Origin of the sequence: Sodalis ligni (genome assembly GCF_016865525.2) — a bacterium.
Classification (GTDB): domain Bacteria; phylum Pseudomonadota; class Gammaproteobacteria; order Enterobacterales; family Enterobacteriaceae; genus Acerihabitans; species Acerihabitans ligni.
This window is the reverse complement of sequence record NZ_CP075169.1, coordinates 6,045,661-6,067,084: the sequence shown is the minus strand read 5'-3', so window position 1 is coordinate 6,067,084 and position 21,424 is coordinate 6,045,661. Positions and strand designations below refer to the sequence as shown.

The following is a 21,424-nucleotide window of genomic DNA, read 5'->3' as shown; positions in this document are numbered from 1 at the left end:
AAGGAAATCCAGCATGGATGAATTGAAAAACGATCGATACCTGCGCGCCCTGCTGCGCCAGCCGGTGGATATGACCCCGGTCTGGATGATGCGGCAGGCCGGTCGCTACCTGCCGGAATACCAGGCGACCCGCGCCGAGGCCGGGGATTTCATCTCGCTGTGCAAAAACGCTGAATTGGCCTGCGAGGTGACGCTGCAGCCGTTAAGGCGTTATCCCCTCGATGCGGCGATTCTGTTTTCCGATATTCTGACCATCCCCGATGCCATGGGATTGGGACTCTATTTTGAACAGGGAGAGGGGCCGCGTTTCGAGCGGCCCCTCTTATCTTTCGGCGACATAACAAAATTACCCATTCCCGATCCCGAGCAGGAATTGGCGTATGTCATGAACGCGGTGCGCACTATCAGGAAAAACCTGCGCGGCGAGGTACCGCTAATCGGCTTCTCCGGCAGTCCCTGGACCCTGGCGACCTACATGGTTGAAGGCGGCAGCAGTAAGTCCTTCACCAAAATCAAAAAATTGATGTATACGGAACCGAAAAGCCTGCATCTGCTGCTGGACAAACTGGCGGATAGCGTCACGCTCTACCTCAACGCCCAGATTCGCGCCGGCGTCCAGGCGGTAATGATTTTCGACACCTGGGGCGGCGTGCTCACCGGCAAGGACTACCGGGAATTCTCTCTCGCTTACATGCATAAAATCATCGACGGTCTTTTGCGGGAGAACGAAGGACGCCGGGTGCCGGTGACCTTGTTTACCAAGGGCGGCGGACAGTGGCTGGCGGAGATGGCCCAAACCGGATGCGACGCCCTGGGCCTTGACTGGAGCACCGACATCGGCGACGCCCGCCGCCGCGTGGGAGATAAAGTGGCTCTGCAAGGCAATATGGATCCGTCGATACTTTACGCCCAACCCCAGCGCATCGAGCTGGAAGTCGCTGAAATATTAGCGGGTTTCGGCTACGGGGACGGACATGTCTTCAATTTGGGACATGGTATTCACCAGGATGTGCCGCCGGAGAACGCCGGCATATTGGTGGAGTCGGTACACCGCCTGTCGCGTTCTTATCACCCCTAGTAGTCCTTATCACATGTTGTCGCCGGCGTTATCACTCTTTAACGCTGACGTTATCACCCGCAGGAGCCGGCATTATGGACATTGTGGATATCTCCGGATTACGTGCGCAGCAAATCGCCACCGCGGGAAATATTATCCGCCATGACGCGTTTGATTTCGAGACCCCGTCAATCATCGCCGGCGCCGATGTGGGATTTGAACAAGGGGGCGAGGTGACCCGTGCGGCCATCGCACTGCTGCGCTTCCCGTCGCTGGAGCTCATCGAGTATCAGGTGGCGCGTATCAATACTACCATGCCCTATATTCCCGGCTTTTTGTCCTTTAGGGAGTACCCGGCCCTGCTGGCCGCCTGGCAGCGTCTTTCGCAGCAGCCGGATTTGGTCTTTGTGGATGGCCACGGCATCTCACACCCGCGCCGTTTGGGGGTCGCCAGTCACTTTGGCCTATTGATTGACCGGCCCACCATCGGCGTGGCGAAACGCCGCTTGTGCGGTCGTTTTGAGCCGCTTAGCGATGAGCCGGACGCCAGGGCTCCTCTCATCGATAAGGGCGAACAGGTCGCCTGGGTTTGGCGCAGTAAATTACGCTGTAATCCGCTGTTTATCTCCACCGGGCATCGGGTTGGTTTGGACAGCGCGCTGCACTGGGTACGCCGGTGTATGGGGGGATACCGTTTGCCGGAACCTACCCGCTGGGCGGACGCGGTGGCCTCGAATCGCATGGCGTTTCAGCGCTGGCAGCAAGGGCGGGAATGTCCGGACTTATTCAATCCGCAATAGGGGAACCGGGCAATTTCGGGTACACTGCTTCGCAATATTAAGAATATTGAGATAGTGCGATGTTACGTAATCCGATACATTTGCGTCTGGAGAAGCTGGACAGCTGGCAACACGTGATTTTTATGGCATCGTTGTGCGAGCGGATGTATCCCAACTACCATTTGTTCTGTACGCAAACCGGTTTTGGCGAAGCAGCGATTTATCGTCGCATTCTCGACCTGGTTTGGGAGACACAGGTAGTTAAAGATGCTAAGGTCAATTTTGATTTACAATTAGAAAAGCTGGAAGACTGTATTCCCGCGGCTGATGACTTCGATTTTTATGGTGTTTACCCGGCGATCGATGCCTGTGTCGCGCTTAGCGAATTATTGCATTCGTATTTAAGTGGTGAAACGCTGGTCCATGCCGTCACCGTAAGTGAAACTTCCATCCATACGGTAGCAATGCTGGAAATGACCGAAGCTGAACGGGAAATGCCCGATGAAGAGCTGAGCGCATTACCAGCCATTGAGCAAGAATGGGATATCCAATGGGAGATTTTTCGCTTGTTGGCGGCCTGCGAAAACCGCGACCTAGATTTGATAAAAGGACTGCGGGCAGACCTGCGCGAAGCCGGAATTAGCAATATTGGGATAAATTTACAGCAATAAGGCAATAAAACGTGATTTAAGACCTGTTTTGCCATGTCTTAAGACTTCACATCTGCACCCTGTCTGGTCTACATTTGGGGGCATAAAAAGTGGCTATCGGTGCGTGTTTGCAGGAGAGCGCTAAATTTTGGCATATCCGTCGCACTCGATGCTTAGCAAGCGATAAACACACTGTAAGGATAACATATGAACAAGACTCAACTGATTGATGTAATTGCTGATAAGGCTGATCTTTCCAAGGCACAGGCAAAGTCAGCATTGGAATCCACTTTGGCGGCAATTACTGAGTCTCTAAAAGAGGGTGATGCAGTACAATTGGTTGGTTTCGGTACTTTCAAAATTAATCATCGTAGCGAACGCACTGGACGCAATCCTCAGACCGGCAAAGAAATCAAAATTGCTGCGGCCAACGTGCCCGCATTTGTTTCTGGCAAGGCCCTGAAAGACGCTGTTAAGTAAACACAGTGTGTTGGTGAAAAGATTAAGCGGAGGGGCTATCATGCCCCTTTTGTTTGCGCGCCGGTGGGGCTGGATGGGTCTGTTTGCCGTTGTGCTGACCGCCTGCAATCACCGCCAGGACCCACTGCCTTCCTTCACCGCCAGTGGCTATATTGCCGACCGGGGCGTGATGCGTTTATGGCGCAACGACAACCAGGCACAGCAAGCGGTCACCCTTCTCAGTGTCTACAGCCCCTATGAAGGGGATAATACGACTATTACCCGCTACCAGTATCTCAACGACCAGGTGCGTCAAATCAACCGTACGCAAAACGGTGCCCATGTACAGGTCGTGCAAATTCGTTTTGACGACAAAGGCAACGTGAGTTTTATGCAGCGTCAGCAGGATAACGTGCGGGAAAAACTCAGTGACGATGAACTGGCCCTTTATCAGTTCGAAGCCAATCGTCTGCTTGAAGACAGCCATTCATTACGCGTGGGCCATGTGCATCTGGTGCAAGGACAGTGGCGCGACGGCGCAATGTATAACTGCCAGGACAAGGCTGTTAATCCCAATTTCGACGGGCGATCCCAGTCGTGGATAGCGGCGCGATCAACACATTCAGCCCGGCCGCTGGGAGTGGCGTGGCTAGAGGCTCCCGAAGGAACCCAGTTATTATTGGTCGCCAACGAAGATTTTTGCCGCTGGCAACCCAAGAAAAGCGATCTTTAGGCTTTTCGCTACGCCGGTAGGTAGACTCACCGCGTTTGACGAGTCTCTTTGGATTCCCGAATGCCTCAGAGGGATTTTTCCCGCTCGATGGCGCGATAGCCGATATCGGTACGATAAAAACTGTTTTGCCAATGGATAGCGCGCGCGCCGCGATAGGCCCTGGCCTGCGCATCCGCCACGGTATCCCCCAATGCGGTAACGCATAGTACCCGACCACCTTGTGTCAGCACTTTGCCGTCCTTGAGGGCGGTACCGGCATGGAAGACTTTTTCCCCTTCCACCTCCTGCGACGGCAAACCGGTAATTTCATCGCCGCTGCGATATGCCGCCGGATAGCCGCCGGCCGCCAACACTACCCCCAGGGCGGGACGCTGATCCCATGACGATGTTTCGCGATCTAGTCGGCCGTCGGTGGCCGCAAGGCAATGGGCCACCAGATCGGAGCGCATGCGCAGCATAATGGGCTGGGTTTCCGGATCGCCGAAGCGGCAGTTGAATTCAATGACTTTGGGATTGCCTTCAGGGTCAATCATCAGTCCGGCATACAGAAAACCGGTATAGACGTTACCTTCGGCCGCCATACCGCGCACGGTCGGCCAGATAACCTGATCCATAACGCGCCGGTGCACCTCGTCCGTGACGACGGGGGCCGGGGAATAGGCGCCCATGCCGCCGGTATTCGGCCCGGTATCGCCATCCCCCACCCGTTTGTGGTCCTGGCTGGTGGCCATGGGCAGCACGTGTGCGCCATCCACCATGACGATGAAACTGGCCTCTTCCCCTTCCAGGAACTCTTCCACCACAATCCGGTGTCCGGCATCGCCAAAAGCGTTGCCCGCCAGCATGTCCTGAATCGCCGCTTCCGCTTCCGGCAGTGTCATCGCGACGATAACCCCTTTGCCGGCGGCCAAACCGTCCGCCTTGATAACGATGGGCGCGCCTTTTTCACGCACGTAGGCCAGCGCCGGTTCGATTTCGGTAAAATTACCGTATGACGCGCTGGGAATATGATGCCGGGCCAGGAAATCCTTGGTAAACGCCTTGGAGCCTTCCAACTGAGCGGCGGCTTTGGTCGGGCCGAACACCCGCAAACCGGCGGCGCGGAACGCATCGACGATGCCCAGCACCAGCGGCGCCTCGGGGCCGACGATGGTCAGACCGATATCATGGCCTTGGGCAAATTCCACCAGCGCCGGGATATCGGTTGCGGCGATATTGACATTCTCCAGCGCGGGTTCGATGGCGGTACCGGCATTACCCGGCGCGACATACACTTTGCCGGCCAGCGGTGAACGTGCGCTTTTCCACGCCAGGGCGTGCTCACGGCCGCCATTGCCAATAATCAAGATATTCATGGGATGCTCCTGGGATCAGTGGCGGAAGTGGCGCATGCCGGTAAAAATCATGGCGATGCCATGTTCATTGGCCGCGGCGATGACTTCATCATCGCGGATGGAACCGCCGGGCTGGATAACACAGCTGATCCCCACGGCCGCCGCGGCGTCGATACCGTCCCGGAAGGGGAAAAACGCATCGGAGGCCATGGCCGATCCGCGCACGTCCAAGCCTTCGTCAGCGGCTTTGATGCCGGCGATTTTTGCCGAATAGACCCGGCTCATCTGGCCGGCGCCGATACCGATGGTCATATTGCCGCGGGCATAAACGATGGCGTTGGATTTAACGTATTTGGCCACTTTCCAACAGAACAGCGCATCCCGCAGCTCCGTTTCGCTTGGCTGACGTTCGGTCACGATGCGCAAATCCGCCGGCCCGACCATACCCAAGTCCCTCTCCTGCACCAGCAAGCCGCCGTTGACGCGTTTGAAATCCAGACCGGGTACCCGTGCCTGCCAGGCCCCGCAGGTTAATACCCGTACGTTTTGTTTCGCCTTGAGTACGGCCAGGGCGTCATCGGTTATGGACGGTGCGATAATCACTTCCACGAACTGGCGGCTGATAATGGCTTTGGCGGTAACGGCATCGAGGGGACGGTTGAAGGCGATAATGCCGCCGAACGCCGAGGTCGGGTCGGTCTTATAGGCCCGTTCATAGGCTTCTAAAAGCCCATCGCCGATGGCGACCCCGCAAGGATTAGCATGCTTTACAATTACGCAGGCCGGTTCGGCAAACTCTTTTACGCACTCCAGAGCGGCGTCGGTATCGGCAATATTGTTATAGGATAAGGCTTTGCCTTGCAGCTGTTGCGCGGTGGCGACAGAGGCCTCACGGGTCTGCTCTTCGATATAAAATGCCGCCAACTGATGGCTGTTCTCGCCGTAACGCATATCCTGTTTTTTAACAAAATTCAGATTCAGGGTGCGGGGAAAGCGGCCGGCGGGGGCGGAAGTCTCACCATAATAGGGGGGGACCTGGCTGCCGAAATAGTTGGCGATCATGCTGTCATATGCCGCGGTGTGTTCAAACGCTTTAATCGCCAGGTCAAAGCGGGTATCGTAAGTCAATGAACCGTCGTGCTGGTCCATTTCATTGAGCAGGCGAGGGTAATCCGCGCTGTTCACCACAATCGCGACATCCTTATGATTCTTGGCGGCGGAACGCACCATGGTGGGACCGCCGATATCGATATTTTCCACCGCATCTTCGCGGGTACAATCTTCCCGCGCCACGGTTTGGGCAAACGGATAAAGATTTACCACCACCATATCGATAGGCTCGATGGCATGCTGTTGCATAATGGCATCATCCTGGCCGCGGCGACCCAAAATACCGCCATGCACTTTGGGGTGCAGCGTCTTAACCCGACCGTCCATCATTTCAGGGAAGCCGGTGTAGTCTGAAACCTCGGTCACCGGCAATCCGGCTTCCGCCAAAAGGCGCGCGGTACCGCCGGTGGACAGCAGTTTAACGCCGCGCTGCGACAGGGACCGGGCGAATTCTACGATACCGGCTTTGTCAGAAACACTGAGCAGAGCACGGCGTACAGGACGTGGTTGTTGCATAACAAAGTTATCCCTTGATTGGATAGTTTTAATAACACTGACACGCACCGGCGTTCATTTATAAAAGGCCACTGATGCATGGAATACCGATGCTGATAAAATAGGCGTGAATTGTAGCGAAAACGTTTGCGTGATGCTCGCCAAATTTTGCCTGTCATGCATGTCTGTGGATAAGTTTGTGCACAAACGGGTATAACCCCCTGTTTTGCTGTGGAAAGCAGCGAACGAGCCTATTCAGGCAAAATACCTGTTGCGGCTCCATTAGAATTCCCTATAATGCGCCTCCATCGACCGGGACTGTGAGCAGCTTCACAAGGACCGAAAACGAGTCAGAAGCAAGCCTGACGGGCTTGACACTGATAGGGGAAAGCGTAATATACGCCACCTCGCGCCAGACTGAATCATAGCGGCGCATGCTCTTTAACAATTTATCAGACAATCTGTGTGGGCACTCACAAGACCGTATCGAAACACAACAATACAAGTCTTAGAGTGTTTACCAGTTAATTCAGTAATGAATGAAACAGTAGATTCTTTGAGCATCAAGCTTTTAATTGAAGAGTTTGATCATGGCTCAGATTGAACGCTGGCGGCAGGCCTAACACATGCAAGTCGAGCGGCAGCGGGAAGTAGCTTGCTACTTTGCCGGCGAGCGGCGGACGGGTGAGTAATGTCTGGGGATCTGCCCGATGGAGGGGGATAACTACTGGAAACGGTAGCTAATACCGCATAACGTCGCAAGACCAAAGTGGGGGACCTTAGGGCCTCACACCATCGGATGAACCCAGATGGGATTAGCTAGTAGGTGGGGTAACGGCCCACCTAGGCGACGATCCCTAGCTGGTCTGAGAGGATGACCAGCCACACTGGAACTGAGACACGGTCCAGACTCCTACGGGAGGCAGCAGTGGGGAATATTGCACAATGGGCGCAAGCCTGATGCAGCCATGCCGCGTGTGTGAAGAAGGCCTTCGGGTTGTAAAGCACTTTCAGCGGGGAGGAAGGGGTTGGGTTGAATAGATTCAATCATTGACGTTACCCGCAGAAGAAGCACCGGCTAACTCCGTGCCAGCAGCCGCGGTAATACAGAGGGTGCGAGCGTTAATCGGAATTACTGGGCGTAAAGCGCGCGTAGGCGGCTTATGTAAGTCGGGTGTGAAAGCCCCGGGCTCAACCTGGGAACTGCATTCGAGACTGCATAGCTAGAGTACGGGAGAGGGAAGTGGAATTTCCGGTGTAGCGGTGAAATGCGTAGATATCGGAAGGAACACCAGTGGCGAAGGCGACTTCCTGGACGATTACTGACGCTGAGGCGCGAAAGCGTGGGGAGCAAACAGGATTAGATACCCTGGTAGTCCACGCTGTAAACGATGTCGATTTGAAGGTTGTGGCCTTGAGCCGTGGCTTTCGGAGCTAACGCGTTAAATCGACCGCCTGGGGAGTACGGCCGCAAGGTTAAAACTCAAATGAATTGACGGGGGCCCGCACAAGCGGTGGAGCATGTGGTTTAATTCGATGCAACGCGAAGAACCTTACCTACTCTTGACATCCACAGGAATTTGCAGAGATGCGAATGTGCCTTCGGGAACTGTGAGACAGGTGCTGCATGGCTGTCGTCAGCTCGTGTTGTGAAATGTTGGGTTAAGTCCCGCAACGAGCGCAACCCTTATCCTTTGTTGCCAGCACGTAATGGTGGGAACTCAAAGGAGACTGCCGGTGACAAACCGGAGGAAGGTGGGGATGACGTCAAGTCATCATGGCCCTTACGAGTAGGGCTACACACGTGCTACAATGGCGCATACAAAGAGAAGCGAACTCGCGAGAGCCAGCGGACCTCACAAAGTGCGTCGTAGTCCGGATTGGAGTCTGCAACTCGACTCCATGAAGTCGGAATCGCTAGTAATCGTGGATCAGAATGCCACGGTGAATACGTTCCCGGGCCTTGTACACACCGCCCGTCACACCATGGGAGTGGGTTGCAAAAGAAGTAGGTAGCTTAACCTTCGGGAGGGCGCTTACCACTTTGTGATTCATGACTGGGGTGAAGTCGTAACAAGGTAACCGTAGGGGAACCTGCGGTTGGATCACCTCCTTACCGAAAGATACGCGTCAAGTGACGTGTCCACACAGATTGTCTGATAGAAGTGATGAGCAAACAGCTCGTATGGTTTTGTTTGTGAAGCGCAGCTTCGCGAACGCGTATTTTTGTCCCCTTCGTCTAGTGGCCTAGGACACTGCCCTTTCACGGCGGTAACAGGGGTTCGAACCCCCTAGGGGACGCCAAACAGCCTACGTGTCTGATAAATTTCAGAGCGCATTTGAAAGAGTGCGCTGCGAAATACTGCTCTTTAACAATCCGGAACAAGCTGAAAATTTGAAAAAAACATGCTGAGCAAAATCAGTATGCGAGTCTCTCAAAGCAAGCAAACCTAGAATGCTGTTATGTCGATAACAGCCTCTGTCCAACGCTGGCGATGTCCGTAACAGGCCGCGCCGAAGCAAGACTGAGCGAACGACTGCAGGGCAAGGCGCCCGGCACGGAGAAACCGGAGTGGACTGTATGTCCATGAGGATTTCGAGTACCGGAGCAACGCGGCCATGTAGTCGTGCAGCCGGTCGGACAGAACAAACACTTTAGGGTTGTGAGGTTAAGTGACTAAGCGTACACGGTGGATGCCTAGGCAGTCAGAGGCGATGAAGGACGTGCTAATCTGCGAAAAGCGTCGGTAAGCTGATATGAAGCGTTATTAGCCGGCGATGTCCGAATGGGGAAACCCAGTGCAATTCGTTGCACTATCATTGCGTGAATCCATAGCGCAATGAGGCGAACCGGGGGAACTGAAACATCTCAGTACCCCGAGGAAAAGAAATCAACCGAGATTCCCCCAGTAGCGGCGAGCGAACGGGGAACAGCCCAGAACCACCATCAGCTTTTGCATCAGGAGAACGGTCTGGAAAGTCCGGCGACAGAGGGTGATAGCCCCGTATCCGAAGGTGCAGAGGTTGTGGGTTCGATGAGTAGGGCGGGACACGTGATATCCTGTCTGAAGATGGGGGGACCATCCTCCAAGGCTAAATACTCCTGACTGACCGATAGTGAACCAGTACCGTGAGGGAAAGGCGAAAAGAACCCCGGCGAGGGGAGTGAAACAGAACCTGAAACCGTGTACGTACAAGCAGTGGGAGCCCCATCACTAAGCCAGTGGTGAAGCTGCATATGCATCCTTTGCTAAAGGTGCGGTAGGCGGAGCGAAAGCGACGCCCAACCGACAAAATAAGCAGAGGGGGCTTAGTGATGGGGTGACTGCGTACCTTTTGTATAATGGGTCAGCGACTTATATTCTGTAGCAAGGTTAACCGCATAGGGGAGCCGTAGGGAAACCGAGTCTTAACTGGGCGTATAGTTGCAGGGTATAGACCCGAAACCCGGTGATCTAGCCATGGGCAGGTTGAAGGTTGGGTAACACTAACTGGAGGACCGAACCGACTAATGTTGAAAAATTAGCGGATGACTTGTGGCTGGGGGTGAAAGGCCAATCAAACCGGGAGATAGCTGGTTCTCCCGAAAGCTATTTAGGTAGCGCCTCGTGAATTCATCTTCGGGGGTAGAGCACTGTTTCGGCTAGGGGTCCACCCCGGATTACCAACCCGATGCAAACTGCGAATACCGAAGAATGTTATCACGGGAGACACACGGCGGGTGCTAACGTCCGTCGTGAAGAGGGAAACAACCCAGACCGCCGGCTAAGGTCCCAAAGTCATGGTTAAGTGGGAAACGATGTGGGAAGGCATAGACAGCCAGGATGTTGGCTTAGAAGCAGCCATCATTTAAAGAAAGCGTAATAGCTCACTGGTCGAGTCGGCCTGCGCGGAAGATGTAACGGGGCTAAACCATGCACCGAAGCCGCGGCAGCGGGCGTATCACTTAAGACAATTGTGCGGTAAAGACGATTGACGGAGCGCAGCGACGTCAATGCGTTCATGACGTCGAGTTGACTTAAGGATACGCCCGTTGGGTAGGGGAGCGTTCTGTAAGCCTGAGAAGGTGGCCTGTGAGGGTTGCTGGAGGTATCAGAAGTGCGAATGCTGACATAAGTAACGATAAAGCGGGTGAAAAGCCCGCTCGCCGGAAGACCAAGGGTTCCTGTTCAACGTTAATCGGAGCAGGGTGAGTCGACCCCTAAGGCGAGGCCGAAAGGCGTAGTCGATGGGAAACAGGTTAATATTCCTGTACTGGGTGTGACTGCGAAGGGGGGACGGAGAAAGCTAGACCGGCCGGGCGACGGTTGTCCCGGTTCAAGCGTGCAGGTGGAGAGGACAGGAAAATCCGTTCTCTTATAACACTGAGGCGTGATGACGAGCCACCACGGTGGCGAAGGGTTGATGCTACGCTTCCAGGAAAAGCCTCTAAGCACCAGGTCACATCGAATCGTACCCCAAACCGACACAGGTGGTCAGGTAGAGAATACCGAGGCGCTTGAGAGAACTCGGGTGAAGGAACTAGGCAAAATGGTGCCGTAACTTCGGGAGAAGGCACGCTGGCATTAGGTGGAGGAACTTGCTTCCCGAGCTGAAGCCAGTCGCAGATACCAGCTGGCTGCAACTGTTTATTAAAAACACAGCACTGTGCAAACACGAAAGTGGACGTATACGGTGTGACGCCTGCCCGGTGCCGGAAGGTTAATTGATGGGGTTATCCGTAAGGAGAAGCTCTTGATCGAAGCCCCGGTAAACGGCGGCCGTAACTATAACGGTCCTAAGGTAGCGAAATTCCTTGTCGGGTAAGTTCCGACCTGCACGAATGGCGTAATGATGGCCAGGCTGTCTCCACCCGAGACTCAGTGAAATTGAACTCGCTGTGAAGATGCAGTGTACCCGCGGCAAGACGGAAAGACCCCGTGAACCTTTACTATAGCTTGACACTGAACATTGAGCCTTGATGTGTAGGATAGGTGGGAGGCAGTGAAGTAGGGACGCCAGTCCTTATGGAGCCAACCTTGAAATACCACCCTTTAATGTTTGATGTTCTAACTCCGGCCCCTAATCGGGGTCGAGGACAGTGTCTGGTGGGTAGTTTGACTGGGGCGGTCTCCTCCTAAAGAGTAACGGAGGAGCACGAAGGTTAGCTAATCACGGTCGGACATCGTGAGGTTAGTGCAAAGGCATAAGCTAGCTTGACTGCGAGAGTGACGGCTCGAGCAGGTGCGAAAGCAGGTCTTAGTGATCCGGTGGTTCTGAATGGAAGGGCCATCGCTCAACGGATAAAAGGTACTCCGGGGATAACAGGCTGATACCGCCCAAGAGTTCATATCGACGGCGGTGTTTGGCACCTCGATGTCGGCTCATCACATCCTGGGGCTGAAGTAGGTCCCAAGGGTATGGCTGTTCGCCATTTAAAGTGGTACGCGAGCTGGGTTTAGAACGTCGTGAGACAGTTCGGTCCCTATCTGCCGTGGGCGTTGGAAGATTGAGAGGGGCTGCTCCTAGTACGAGAGGACCGGAGTGGACGCACCACTGGTGTTCGGGTTGTCATGCCAATGGCATTGCCCGGTAGCTACGTGCGGAAGAGATAACCGCTGAAAGCATCTAAGCGGGAAACTTGCCTCGAGATGAGTCTTCCCTGTGGCTTAAGGCCACCTGAAGGGACGTTAAAGACGATGACGTTGATAGGTCGGGTGTGTAAGCGCAGCGATGCGTTGAGCTAACCGATACTAATGACCCGTGAGACTTAACCTTACAACACCTAAGGTGTTTGGGCGATGAGAGCGTTGTCCGCAAGGGCGATGAGAGAATTTTCAGCGAAGTTCCGGATAAAGGCCAATGGTCATCGTTGAAAGATGACGGTTGGATAACGAATTTGCCTGGCGGCACTAGCGCGGTGGTCCCACCTGACCCCATGCCGAACTCAGCAGTGAAACGCCGTAGCGCCGATGGTAGTGTGGGGTCTCCCCATGCGAGAGTAGGGAACTGCCAGGCATCCAATTGAACGAAGCCCTCTGTGAAAACAGAGGGCTTTCTGCCTGCTAAATCCTTCGGGCTTACTCACCACCGATCGTTTCACGGATTCGTTGTGCAATATATTCCACATGGGTTTCCAACGCGAAATGGCCGGTATCCAGCAATTCGACGACCGCATTCGGATTGTCTGATTTATAGGCATGGGCACCTGGCGGAATAAAGAAAGGATCGTGTTTTCCCCAGATTACCAGCGTCGGCAGCTTGGTTTTACGAAAGAACGCCTGGAAATCAGGATACAGCTTCAGATTGTTGGCGTAGTCCAGGAACAGATCGAGCTGGATGGTTGTGTTGCCGGGGCGTGATAGCAGAAAGTTATCGAAAAAATAGGACTCCGGGGCAATACGGTTTAATGTCTTCTCCGGCACACCGTGAATATATTGCCAGCGAATCCCATCAAAGTTCAACGCCGCATCATGAACAGTCTGCCGGTTCTCTTGAGAAGGATCGGCCCAATAAGCCTGAATCGGCGCCCAGGCATCCCCAAGTCCTTCAAGGTAGGCATTGCCATTCTGCGAAACAAGTCCCGTCACGCGTTCGGGATAAGCCAAGGCCAGGCGCAAACCCGCTGGCGCGCCGTAATCGAACACATACAAGGCATAGCTCTTTAAGCCAAGCGCATCTACAAAATGGACCAGCGTTTTACCCAGGGCATCGAAGCTATAGGCATAGTTGCGTTCGGCAGGAACCTCGGTGAAACCAAAGCCGGGAAGGTCGGGAGCAATAAGATGAAATTTATCCGCCAATAAGGGAATCAGCTCACGAAACTGGTGGGACGAACTGGGAAAGCCATGCAGCAGCAGGAGGGTTGGCGAATCGGCATTGCCTGCTTCACGATAAAAAACGCGGACACCATCGGCATTTATAAATTGATAATGAACGGGGAAATGGGTATTGACAGTCATATGGCACCTCTTTTTTGTAACCGTTAAAATGTATTATTACTAGTTATCTGAAAGCAGTATGCCTGCATTATGTAACTAGTCAAGTTGATTTTTATTGGTTACAATGGTGGGGAGTCAGTTTCGGAGATCAACATCACTATGCAAAATGCCATGCCGAACGCTATCCCGCGTTTTCTCGCCGATCATACGGCGCTGGATCTGCTCAATACGGTAGAGATGATTGACGGAAAGCAATGCGACCTTTGGCATACCAGTGATGACGTTAAACTCTGGTTGTCAAAGGCCGGTCTGTTGCTTGATGCGGAAAAAATGGATATCCAGGACAGCCTGTTATATGAGGCCAGAACTCTGCGCGAGACGGTACGGGAACTGGTTGCAAGCAAAAAGGCCGGGCGACCCTTAACAATCAGTAAATTGAATGATTATCTGGCGCAGTCATGCAGCTATCCTGCGCTTAAGATAAGTGAGGAAGGGGTATTAAGCACCGCGCGTATTTATCAACCTCAAACCGCTGGACAACTGCTCGGTCCGTTGGCGGAACAGGCGGCGGATTTACTGGCCAATGTTGATTTCGGCCTGGTGCGTGAATGCGAAAATCATGAATGCTGCCTTTGGTTTTATGATAAAACCAAGTCCCACCGGCGTCGTTGGTGCAGCATGGCGGTTTGTGGAAACCGGCATAAGGTGGCCAAATTCCGCCAAAATCAGAAAGACGCTGAATAAATAACAATTATCCCGCCCAATTGCTCCCAAAAAGAAAACGGAAAACAGGAGGCACAGCGGCAAAGCCCACATGCTGTGCTCCGTTTTCAATAGCTTTGCTTCATGGGATATTTTCGGCCAGGCGATATAACACCTCCGCCAGTACCTGTGTGCCGGCGTGCAGATCGGCAAGGGCAGCGTTTTCCTTTTCATTATGACTGATGCCTCTTTCGCAGGGGACAAAGATCATTCCCGTGGGACAGCACAAATGCAGATTGACGGCATCATGGCTGGCACCGGAGGGTAATACCCGATTCGGAAGCTTAAGACGATGGGCGGCGTTTTGAATCAAATCGGGCAGGACTTTACTGAATTCAACGGGCTTACGCCATCTGAGCTCTTTCGCCCGGATGCTGCACCGGCCCGTATGCTTATCGCATAACTCTATGACTTTATTGCCCAATGCCGTCAATGAAGATTGCAAGGGGTGTCGTAAATCGATGTTAAAGACAACTTGGCCCGGTACGACAGAGCTGCTGTTGGGATACACCTGGAAAGCGCCGACGGTGAAACGGCACTCATCACCGGCCGAATCCATAACGGTATAAAGATCGCGCAACAGCAATACCGCCGTCTTCATGGCATCCTGGCGGGATGATGCCGGCGTGGTGCCGGCATGGGCCTCCATACCGCTGATAGTGACCTGAAAATCCCTGCATCCCTGAATACCGCTTACGATGCCGATGGTGGCTGATGTATTTTCCAGTACCGGTCCCTGCTCAATATGGGCTTCTACATAGGCATGCACAGGGGTACCCAGCGGACGATGCGGGATCCCCGACAGTGTCTTATGATAGCGCGCCACCGCCTGTGCGACGGTAATGCTCTCATCGTCGGTGATGGCCAGCCAGTGTGGCAAATCATCAGGCTTTGCAAAGCAGGCCGACCCCATGCATCCCGGAACAAAACGGCAGCCTTCTTCATTGGCCCAAACCGCTAATTCAAGCGGGCGGACGGTGGCCATATCCAGGTCATCCAGGGTACGGAATACCTCCAGGCCTGCCAGGACGCCGTAAATACCGTCAAATTTCCCCCCGGAGGGCTGGGTATCCAGATGAGAGCCGGTCATTACCGGGTCCAGGGAAGGCGTGGCGCCGTCGCGGCGGATAAACAGGTTACCTATCGCATCGACAAAAAAATGATAATTCGGCCGATTTATCCATTCCATGAGGATGATGCGCACAGCATTGTCCGTTTCAGTCAGGGCCAGCCGGTTCACTCCGCCGTTGGCCGTGGCGCCGTATTTCGCCATTTCCATAATAGAGTCCCATAATCTGCCGGACTTGATGGTTTGGGTGATAGCATCCACCCTCTCTTGTAAGGATTTCATTTCGCGCTGACTCATCATCGTTCACCTGTTACCGAGGGGATTGCCACGTCCGCATCCGCGGCGAAACGGCAGATCCTGTCCCAGACCTCCGCCAGAATTGGTACTCCCTGCCTGAGATTGTATGTGCGGGCCCTGGCCGAGCGTTCACCCGGCATCAATATCTCATCGACGCCAGGCATCCTTCTGCCCGCTTTTATTTCCGACAAATAGGTATCCGCACGGCTGCGGGCGACGGTGGGATCACCAAAAGCCGCGGGATCGATGGCAATAAACAGATGACTCCTTTTGCCCAGGCTCCGGTCATTGGAGCGGGCCACTATATCCAGCCGGGAACCCAGCTCGCCGCCCGCCATGGCCCCGGAGAGCAGGGCGATGCATAGTCCCAGCCCAAACCCTTTATGGCCGGCCATGGGGGTAAGCGCTCCTTGCAGCGCCTCGCCGGGATCGGTGGTCGGCACGCCATCGGCATTTAATGCGATGCCCGGCGCAATTTTTTCGCCATGATAGTCTGCAAGCCTGACGTGTCCGATGGCGGAAGTGCTTGTGGCCGAGTCGAACACGATCGGCTTTCCTCCGGTAGGGATGCCGATGGCCAAGGGGTTGGTGCCCAGGATCGGATCGATACCGCCGGCGGGGTGTACGCGCGGGGGCCAGGTATTGGTAAATACCAGACCAATCAGGCCGGCCCGGGCGAACTGCTCGGCATAGTATCCCAGCATAAAGAGATCCCCGGCATCCTGCAGGGCCGCCGAAGCCGTGCCCATACGGCGGGTTTTTTCAATGAGCTGTTCCGCAGCGAACACACCTCCCACATATCCCGGGCATCCCGCGCCATCGATTAAAAGCGTTGCGCCCGTGTCGGAAATAACCCGCGGGGCGGCATCGCCTTTTAAAACGCCATTGGCCAGGTCGCGCAGTATAGAGTAGATATGATCGATACCTTGAATGGAATGCCCGCGTAAATCCGCTTCAATACAGACGTTCGCCATAATTTGGGCATTGCTTTCACTGCAGCCGTTGGCGATGAAAATATCTTTGATAAACCCGGTTAGGACGGTGATGCCAATGCGGTGGTACCGCCTGGGCTGAATATTATTCATATCCATGTGAGCCATGGCCTCCGGCATATTGCTGCCTTGTGTCTTCCAATGCCTCGGTTATGGAAATAAATTGGCCGCCGTGCTGACGGATATGGACCAGCATTGTCTTAAGCTGCTGATTCAAAAATTCGTTTTCCACGGAATAGGTATGGCAGAGGAAAGAGACTACCTGCGGTTGACCGCTATCCGTTGCCCGGCGGGCAATGGCACCCCAGACCCGTTTCAACTGCTCTAAGGCGCTGGTTTCGTTCGCCAGGTAATTTACCGTGGGGCGGCGCCGGTCTTCAGGGATGATACCGTCCCAGCCCAAGGGAATCATCAGTATTGCTCCTTGGTCGGCGGCGCCCCGGGCCGAGAGATTACCGTCCAGGGCAAAATAGGCGGTAGCGGGCGCGCCTTGCCAGTTGACGCCGCGCTCTTGCCAGTAAAGCCCCGGCGCGCAGCTCAGATCGGCGATAATGCCCTGGGTTTTTAAAAACTCCGCAAGGGTCAGGGAATGTCCGTTTGATCCGCCGCGGAAACAGCAACAGTCGATTTTCCCTTCTTTGAGCCGCGCCAATATCGTCTTGATAATGTCAAACAGCGTTTCCGGACGGTGAAAAATACTCGGCTGCCAGGACTCAGAGGAGGGTAAGCGATATAAATCATCCTCGATATGCAGGGCCAGGTCCTTGCCCGAGGCTGTCCACTCTCGCCAAAACGCCATGTACCGGTCGCTGATAAACCGCTGCCGAAATACCGGGCTGCTGTGAACCGTCATGACGGCTTTACCATCACAATACTCATTCACCAGGGATCGCATTTTATGGTATTTGCGAAAAACGACGGCATCGGGGTCGGGATTAAGTACAGGATCCGGATCGCCGTCAATACTTAATACCACTTTGACTAAAGGATACATTTTCCCTCCCTCTATATTGGGATATTGGGCATAATTGCCCTATTCAACGGCCGGGCAGCTTATATTATTGAAAAGACAAAAGCCGTTATTCGCTGGCGTTAATCCTTGAGCAGGCGCTTATGGCCGAGTTTTCGCCGTGACTGCCATATCTCATTATTCAAGAGATGAGGAGGCCTAATATCTTTGAACACCGAAACAATTTGTTCGGCGCAGCAGATGGCCGTCTTTCGCAAGGCTTCCTGGGTGGAGCCGGCAATGTGAGGCGTCAACAGGGTATTTTGCAGTGTGGCCAGCCGCGAGCGGGGCAGCAGGGGTTCATGTTCAAACACATCCAAACCGGCGGCGGCAATGCGTTTTTCCAGCAGGGCCTGGTATAATGCGTCTTCGTCTATCAGCCCGCCGCGGGAGGTGTTGATAAGCAACGCGGTGGATTTCATCTTCCCCAGGGCCGCGCCATCGATAGTGTGAAACGTGTCCGGGCGCAACGGGCGATGCAGGCTGATGATGTCGGCGTTTGCCAGCAGATCGACTAAACTGCCGACCGGGGCGGCGCCCGCGGCGGTGATATCGGCGGCGTGGGCATGGGGAGACCAGACCGAGACCTGCATTCCGAAGCCACCTATCGCCATTTTGCACACCTGCCGTCCGATATCGCCAAAACCGATAATACCCAGGGATTTGCCGGATAAAGAATGGGTAATGCCGGTGAACTTAAAATCCCAATCCCCCCGGCGTGCCGCCATATCGGCGCAAAGCAGTTTGTGGGACAGGGCCAGCATTAACAATAGGGTGTGTTCAGCGACGGACAGGGCATTACAGTTCGGCGTATTGACTACCAAAATGCCTTTCCCATGGGCATAGTTGATATCAATTCTGTCCGTGCCTGAACCATGATTGGCTATTACCGCGAGGCTGTCCGCGCCATCGATACATTTGCTTTTGATCTCCCCTCGGGTAATCACCGCGTCCGCCGATGAAAGCGCTTTTGCCAAGGCGTCGTCATCGCAATCATAGGCAAATCGCACATCAACACCCGCGGCGGTTAATAGCGAGATGCCATCGTCGTGAATGGGATGGGTGATTAAACAAATTGGCTGCTTCATCAAGTATTCCGGATAATGACTATTGGTTGGATATTTCCCATAAAATATCGGATAGCACTCGGGCGCCATTGCTGAAATCATCCATTTCCATCATTTCATCCGGATTATGGCTGCCGTTGGCGTTGGGAATAAAAATCATGGCGGTAGGGATGCCTGCGTTGGCGAACATGGCGGCATCATGTCCCGCGCCGCTCGGCATCGCATGGAATTTCAAACCCCTGTTTTTCGCACAGGCTGTTAACCTATGGCGCAATGCCGGATCCATTATTGCCGGCTGGCTGCGAATTTTTTCCCCCAGCGAGAAATTTACGGCATAGCGCGCGGATATATCCGCTACGGCACATCGAACGTAATAATCCATCAGTTCCAGGGTATCCCCATCACGGGAGCGGATATCAATGCAAAATAGGACATATCCCGCTACCTTGCTGAAATCCGACTGTTTTGCATCGGTATTGACCTGGCCGAAGGTTAACGTCAGTTCATGTCCTTCCGCTTCCATCATCCGCCATTTGTCTTGCAGTCCATGGACCAGTTCGGCAAACGCCACCACGGCATCATGGCGATGGGTTCTGGGCGTCGCGCCGGAATGGGCGTACTGGCCGTTGATGGCCGCGCTGCGGTATCTGAGGCTACCGCAAATACCGGTCACAATACCGATAGCATGTCGGCTTTCGATCAAGACCGGGCCTTGTTCAATATGCAGTTCAATAAAAGCGCGAACGGTATCGCCGGAAACGGCAGGCGTTCCGTTCAATACTTTTTCAGGCAATCCGCCCTGATCCTCCATGTGTCCGCGCAGGGTCTTGCCGGTATCAAAACGAACCGCCTCCAGGGCGTCGGGGGGCAACAATCCTAAGGCAGACTTACTGCCGATATAGGAGACCGGGAACCATACGCTCTCTTCCGCGCGAATGCAGATAACGGTCACATCGCGTTTCGGCTGCCGGCCGCACCTTATCCAGGAAGCCAATACCGACATGCCGGCGATAACCCCGGCCGCGCCATCGTAATTGCCGCCGCGGGGGACGGAATCCAGATGGGAACCGGCCAGTACGGCGGGCAGGCCGCGTTCCTGGCCGGGCAGGGTGAGGTAAAGATTCAGCGCCGCATCAATACGGGACTCGAGGCCAAGCCCGGTGCCATGGCGCCGGATAATGTCATGGGCGCGCTGTTCCCCCGGCCCATACGTGTCGCGCGTGACGCCAATGCCGTCGTAGCCGATAGCATAGAGCTCCTTGAACAAAGTTCGCGCCAGTTCCACATCAGGTTCAATCATAGATAAACCATCCCAAGGCGCGCTAAGGCGTTGTAATGAAGTCGAAACAGATTGAAATTCATCATATTCCAGATCCTAGCGATTTATGAATACCGTTGGTATACCAATGACTTGCTGATGCTCTCCTGATTTATTACAGAAGCCATTACCGATAAGTTTCAGGACGTTAAAAAAAATACGTTTGCTTGTTCATTTAGATATTAATCAAGTCCCGAGGAATTTTACTTAACGGCCGGCATCCGTCCCGCGTAACGATGACCGTTTCGCTGCAGGCAACGGTAAATCGAGCATATTCCCGCAGGGTGATGGGAATATGAAAGGCCATGCCTTCAACCAATTCCACATCGTAGCCTTTATTAAGATGTAAAATATTGCCTTCACCCCAGTCAGGGGCAAAAGAGATACCCATGCTATACCCGGTCCGCTTCCTATAGGCATTCGTGGCGCCGCCGGCGTCAATCACCCGCTGCGCCGCATCATGGACATCGGAACACAGATTGCCGGGTTTCATGGCTGCCATGGCGGCGGCGAGGGCGTCAAGGGTGATGTTATGCCAATCGCGGGCCTGTTGCGGGACATCCCCCACCATGATGGTGCGAAAAAGCGCGGCATGGTAGCGGTGATGGCAACCGGCGGTTTCCAATACCACCACATCGCCAGATTGGATCACGCGACGGCGCCAGGTGGTATGGGGAACGCCGGATCGCGGGCCGGACGTGACAAAGGGTTCCATTCCCATATATTCCGAACCGGCGGCGATGGTCGCGCCCATAATCGCGCCGGCAATGGCGTTTTCATCCACACCGGCTCTGGCCGCCTGTATTCCTGCCCGCATACCGGCGTCATTTTCCCGCGCCGCTTCCTCCAGCGCGAGGATTTCCAGAGGACTTTTCACCCGGCGCAGCGATTCGGCGTAACCGCTGCCATCCTGCATTTCCCCCAGGCGGGCGGCAAGTTCGGCGAAAATATTCACCGTGAGAAACCAGGCGCTTCTATCGATAGCGATGCGTTTGCCTTTCCACCCTTCCTGTTCAATGGCCGAAGCCAGGGCTTGTGCGGGAGAGAAGCCGTCGCCGTAACCGTATAAACTTTCCAGGTAGGTATTGAAGCGGGCGTTATAGGACTCCAGCTCGCGCAGAACCAGGAAGGGTTCTCCCTGTACCGGAATTGCCAGACACTGGAAAATGTAATAACCAGGGGTTTGCTGGCCGGATAGATAGAATATATTTTCAGCACCGCTGGTGAGATATAAGTCGATACTTTTATCCCTTAAAATGGCCTGGAGTTTCGCGATACGGCTGTCGAATTCCTGCTTGGGAAAGGCCGAATCGCCCCCTTGGGGGATGCTGCCGATTAAGTTCTTATCTATCATTTCACTTTTTCCTTATGAG

15 protein-coding genes, 1 tRNA gene and 3 rRNA genes are annotated in these 21,424 nt (G+C 54.3%); 10 read left to right on the top strand and 9 right to left on the bottom strand.

Annotation, left to right across the window (positions count from 1 at the left end):
• Positions 1-13 precede the first annotated feature (13 nt).
• The 5 genes from hemE (at position 14) to GTU79_RS28150 (ending at position 3,678) form a co-directional block, all read left to right on the top strand.
• Positions 14-1,078, top strand: a complete 1,065-nt coding sequence (gene hemE / locus GTU79_RS28170) for a uroporphyrinogen decarboxylase (RefSeq protein WP_203523763.1) — start codon at positions 14-16, stop codon at positions 1,076-1,078.
• A gap of 83 nt (positions 1,079-1,161) precedes the next feature.
• The gene (gene nfi / locus GTU79_RS28165) at positions 1,162-1,857 is read left to right on the top strand and encodes a deoxyribonuclease V (protein ID WP_203523807.1); all 696 of its coding nucleotides are present in this window, start codon (positions 1,162-1,164) and stop codon (positions 1,855-1,857) included.
• A 59-nt stretch (positions 1,858-1,916) separates the two neighbouring features.
• Positions 1,917-2,507: a YjaG family protein gene (locus GTU79_RS28160; protein WP_203523762.1), complete on the top strand. Its 591-nt coding sequence runs from the start codon at positions 1,917-1,919 to the stop codon at positions 2,505-2,507.
• A gap of 186 nt (positions 2,508-2,693) precedes the next feature.
• Positions 2,694-2,966, top strand: coding sequence for a nucleoid-associated protein HU-alpha (gene hupA / locus GTU79_RS28155; protein ID WP_025246531.1), 273 nt, complete (start codon positions 2,694-2,696; stop codon positions 2,964-2,966).
• Positions 2,967-3,006: 40 nt separating this feature from the next.
• Positions 3,007-3,678, top strand: a complete 672-nt coding sequence (locus GTU79_RS28150) for a DUF1481 domain-containing protein (RefSeq protein ID WP_253073448.1) — start codon at positions 3,007-3,009, stop codon at positions 3,676-3,678.
• Positions 3,679-3,743: 65 nt separating this feature from the next.
• Here the strand turns inward: GTU79_RS28150 and purD are convergent, their stop codons facing one another.
• The gene (gene purD, locus GTU79_RS28145; RefSeq protein WP_203523761.1) at positions 3,744-5,033 is read right to left on the bottom strand and encodes a phosphoribosylamine--glycine ligase; all 1,290 of its coding nucleotides are present in this window, start codon (positions 5,031-5,033) and stop codon (positions 3,744-3,746) included.
• Positions 5,034-5,048: 15 nt separating this feature from the next.
• Positions 5,049-6,638, bottom strand: a complete 1,590-nt coding sequence (gene purH / locus GTU79_RS28140; protein ID WP_203523760.1) for a bifunctional phosphoribosylaminoimidazolecarboxamide formyltransferase/IMP cyclohydrolase — start codon at positions 6,636-6,638, stop codon at positions 5,049-5,051.
• Between the two features lie 551 nt (positions 6,639-7,189).
• On the opposite strand from purH, the gene GTU79_RS28135 reads away from it, so the two are divergent.
• The 4 genes from GTU79_RS28135 to rrf all read left to right on the top strand — a co-directional run bounded on the left by GTU79_RS28135 (position 7,190) and on the right by rrf (position 12,614).
• Positions 7,190-8,733, top strand: a 16S ribosomal RNA gene (locus tag GTU79_RS28135).
• 112 nt (positions 8,734-8,845) lie between these two features.
• Positions 8,846-8,921: transfer RNA gene (locus GTU79_RS28130), tRNA-Glu, on the top strand.
• A gap of 363 nt (positions 8,922-9,284) precedes the next feature.
• Positions 9,285-12,374 (top strand): 23S ribosomal RNA (locus GTU79_RS28125).
• 124 nt (positions 12,375-12,498) lie between these two features.
• A 5S ribosomal RNA gene (rrf, locus tag GTU79_RS28120) occupies positions 12,499-12,614 on the top strand.
• Together the 16S, 23S and 5S rRNA genes with 1 tRNA gene alongside form the textbook arrangement of a ribosomal RNA operon.
• A gap of 62 nt (positions 12,615-12,676) precedes the next feature.
• Here rrf and GTU79_RS28115 read toward each other — a convergent pair.
• Positions 12,677-13,558: an alpha/beta fold hydrolase gene (locus tag GTU79_RS28115; protein ID WP_203523759.1), complete on the bottom strand. Its 882-nt coding sequence runs from the start codon at positions 13,556-13,558 to the stop codon at positions 12,677-12,679.
• A 138-nt stretch (positions 13,559-13,696) separates the two neighbouring features.
• Between GTU79_RS28115 and GTU79_RS28110 the strand changes: the two genes are divergently transcribed.
• Complete coding sequence (locus GTU79_RS28110; RefSeq protein ID WP_203523758.1) at positions 13,697-14,281, top strand: CGNR zinc finger domain-containing protein; 585 nt, start codon at positions 13,697-13,699, stop codon at positions 14,279-14,281.
• A 100-nt stretch (positions 14,282-14,381) separates the two neighbouring features.
• On the opposite strand, the gene GTU79_RS28105 is transcribed toward GTU79_RS28110, so the two are convergent.
• The 6 genes from GTU79_RS28105 to GTU79_RS28080 all read right to left on the bottom strand — a co-directional run bounded on the left by GTU79_RS28105 (position 14,382) and on the right by GTU79_RS28080 (position 21,405).
• Complete coding sequence (locus GTU79_RS28105) at positions 14,382-15,650, bottom strand: hydantoinase/carbamoylase family amidase (protein WP_203523757.1); 1,269 nt, start codon at positions 15,648-15,650, stop codon at positions 14,382-14,384.
• 14 nt (positions 15,651-15,664) lie between these two features.
• Positions 15,665-16,756 (bottom strand): Ldh family oxidoreductase, encoded by a 1,092-nt coding sequence (locus GTU79_RS28100; RefSeq protein ID WP_203523756.1) that lies wholly within the window; start codon positions 16,754-16,756, stop codon positions 15,665-15,667.
• The gene (locus tag GTU79_RS28095) at positions 16,743-17,651 is read right to left on the bottom strand and encodes a hypothetical protein (RefSeq protein WP_203523755.1); all 909 of its coding nucleotides are present in this window, start codon (positions 17,649-17,651) and stop codon (positions 16,743-16,745) included. The genes GTU79_RS28100 and GTU79_RS28095 overlap by 14 nt, the downstream gene beginning before the upstream one ends.
• A gap of 98 nt (positions 17,652-17,749) precedes the next feature.
• Positions 17,750-18,754 carry a hydroxyacid dehydrogenase gene (locus GTU79_RS28090; RefSeq protein ID WP_132927946.1) on the bottom strand — a complete coding sequence of 335 codons (1,005 nt, stop codon included), beginning with the start codon at positions 18,752-18,754 and terminating at the stop codon, positions 17,750-17,752.
• Between the two features lie 19 nt (positions 18,755-18,773).
• Positions 18,774-20,033 carry a Zn-dependent hydrolase gene (locus GTU79_RS28085; protein WP_203523754.1) on the bottom strand — a complete coding sequence of 420 codons (1,260 nt, stop codon included), beginning with the start codon at positions 20,031-20,033 and terminating at the stop codon, positions 18,774-18,776.
• Positions 20,034-20,226: 193 nt separating this feature from the next.
• Complete coding sequence (locus tag GTU79_RS28080) at positions 20,227-21,405, bottom strand: M24 family metallopeptidase (RefSeq protein ID WP_203523753.1); 1,179 nt, start codon at positions 21,403-21,405, stop codon at positions 20,227-20,229.
• Between the last annotated feature and the right edge of the window lie 19 nt (positions 21,406-21,424).